The organism is Nonomuraea maheshkhaliensis (genome assembly GCF_039529435.1).
Lineage (GTDB): Bacteria > Actinomycetota > Actinomycetes > Streptosporangiales > Streptosporangiaceae > Nonomuraea > Nonomuraea maheshkhaliensis.
In genome coordinates, this window is record NZ_BAAAMU010000019.1 from 128,013 (window position 1) to 129,781 (window position 1,769).

Sequence of the window (1,769 nt, forward strand, 5' to 3'; positions counted from 1 at the left end):
CACAGAACGACATGCCTCCGATCCCCCCCCTCCCCCCCGGCCCCGGCGCGGGGGTGTTCCACGAGCCCGCGCTCGGTTTCGGCGCCGCCTGCCATGCCGGGCTGCTCGCCGCCACCGCCGACCTGGTCTGCTTCATGGACGCCGACGCCTCGCTCGACCCCGGCCAGCTGCCCCGGGTGGCAGATCCGGTGCTCGGCGGGCGCGCCGACCTGGTCATGGGCCGGCGTACGCCCCGGGGCGCGGGCGCCTGGCCCCGGCACGCGCGGCTGGGCAACGCCGTCCTGGCCGCGAACCTGCGCCGCCGTACGGGTGCGCCGCTGCACGACCTCGGCCCCATGCGGGCGGCCAGACGCCTGGCGCTGCTGGACCTCGCACTGACCGACCGCCGCTTCGGCTACCCGCTGGAAATGGTGCTGCGCGCCGCCTCGGCCGGCTGGCGGATCGACGAGGTGCGGGTGGACTACCTGCCCAGGACCGGGCGTTCGAAGGTGACCGGCACGATCGGCGGCACCCTGCGCGCCGTCTCCGACATGCGGCGCGTCATGGCTGAAATCCGCTGAACGCCGACGTCACCGCTCAGGTGATCGCGGGACGAGCAGGCCCCGGTTGAACGCCTCGGTGACCGCGGCGGCCCGATCGCCCACGCCGAGCTTGCCGTAGATGTTCAGCAGGTGCGACTTCACCGTGGCCTCGGTGACGAACAGCTTCGCCGCCGCCTCCCGGTTCGTCGCCCCCGCGGCCACCAGCTGCAGCACTTCGAGCTCCCGCGGGCTGAGCGGACCGGTGGCGGACGAGCGTACCCGGCTCATCAGCAGCGCCGCCGCCGACGGCGCGAGCACCGCCTCGCCCCGCGCGGTGGCTCGGACCGCGCGCAGCAGCTCGTCGCGGGGCGCGTCTTTCAGCAGGTAGCCGGTGGCGCCGGCCTCGATCGCGGGCAACACGTGGCTGTCGGTGTCGTACGTGGTCAGCACCAGCACCCGCGCCCCGCCTCCGTCCCGGGCCAGCTCCCGCATGGCGCTGACGCCGTCCGTGCCCGGCATGCGTAGATCCATGAGGATCACGTCGGGCCGCAGCGCCCTGGCCAGCCGGACCGCCTCGGCCCCGTCGCCGGCCTCGCCGACCACCTCGAAGTCGGGTTCGCGGGCGAACATACTGCTCAGCCCGTCCCTGACCACCGGATGGTCGTCCACGACCAGCAGCCTGATCACGCTTCGGCCCCCTCTCGCGCGGCGGGCACACGGGCCGAGATGCCCGTGCCGGCGCCCGGCTCCGACTCGACCGCCAGGCTGCCGGACAGCCCCTCGATCCGCTGCCGCATCGCCTCCAGCCCGAACCCGGCGCTGTCGGCGCCGCCGCCGAGCCCGGCCGGGTCGAAGCCGCTGCCGTCGTCGCGTACGTCCAGCGCCACCTCGTCCTCCAGGTACGACAGAGTCACCCCCACCCGGGTCGCCCCCGCGTGCTTGGCCACGTTGGCCAGCGCCTCCTGAGCGGCCCGCAGCAGCGCGACCTCGGCCTCCGGCGGTATCGGCCGGGCCGTGCCGGTCGTCATGACCCGTACCGGGATGCCGTGCAGTTCCGTCCAGCGGCCGGCCACGTCGGCCAGCGCCTCCTCCAGCCCGGCTGCCCGCAGCGGCTCCGGGCGCAGCGCGTCCACCGACCGCCGCGCCTCCGACAGGCTCTCCCTGGCCAGCCCGGCCGCCGCGGTGAGGTGGCGGCGCCGGCCCGCCGGGTCGTCGCCGGCCTGCTCGGCCGCGCGGAGCTGGCTGATG

At 75.7% G+C, this 1,769-nt stretch carries 3 protein-coding genes; 1 reads left to right on the forward strand and 2 read right to left on the reverse strand.

From position 1 onward, the window contains the following. A partial coding sequence (locus ABFX54_RS15835; protein WP_346105475.1) for a glycosyltransferase family 2 protein occupies nt 1-560 on the forward strand: 560 nt, incomplete at its 5' end. A 9-nt stretch (nt 561-569) separates the two neighbouring features. Here ABFX54_RS15835 and ABFX54_RS15840 read toward each other — a convergent pair. Continuing rightward, entirely contained in the window at nt 570-1,208 is a 639-nt protein-coding gene (locus ABFX54_RS15840; RefSeq protein ID WP_346105476.1) for a response regulator transcription factor, read from the reverse strand. Next, nucleotides 1,205-1,769, reverse strand: a 565-nt coding sequence (locus tag ABFX54_RS15845) for a sensor histidine kinase (RefSeq protein WP_346105478.1), incomplete at its 5' end; no start/stop codon positions are given. The genes ABFX54_RS15845 and ABFX54_RS15840, both read right to left, overlap by 4 nt.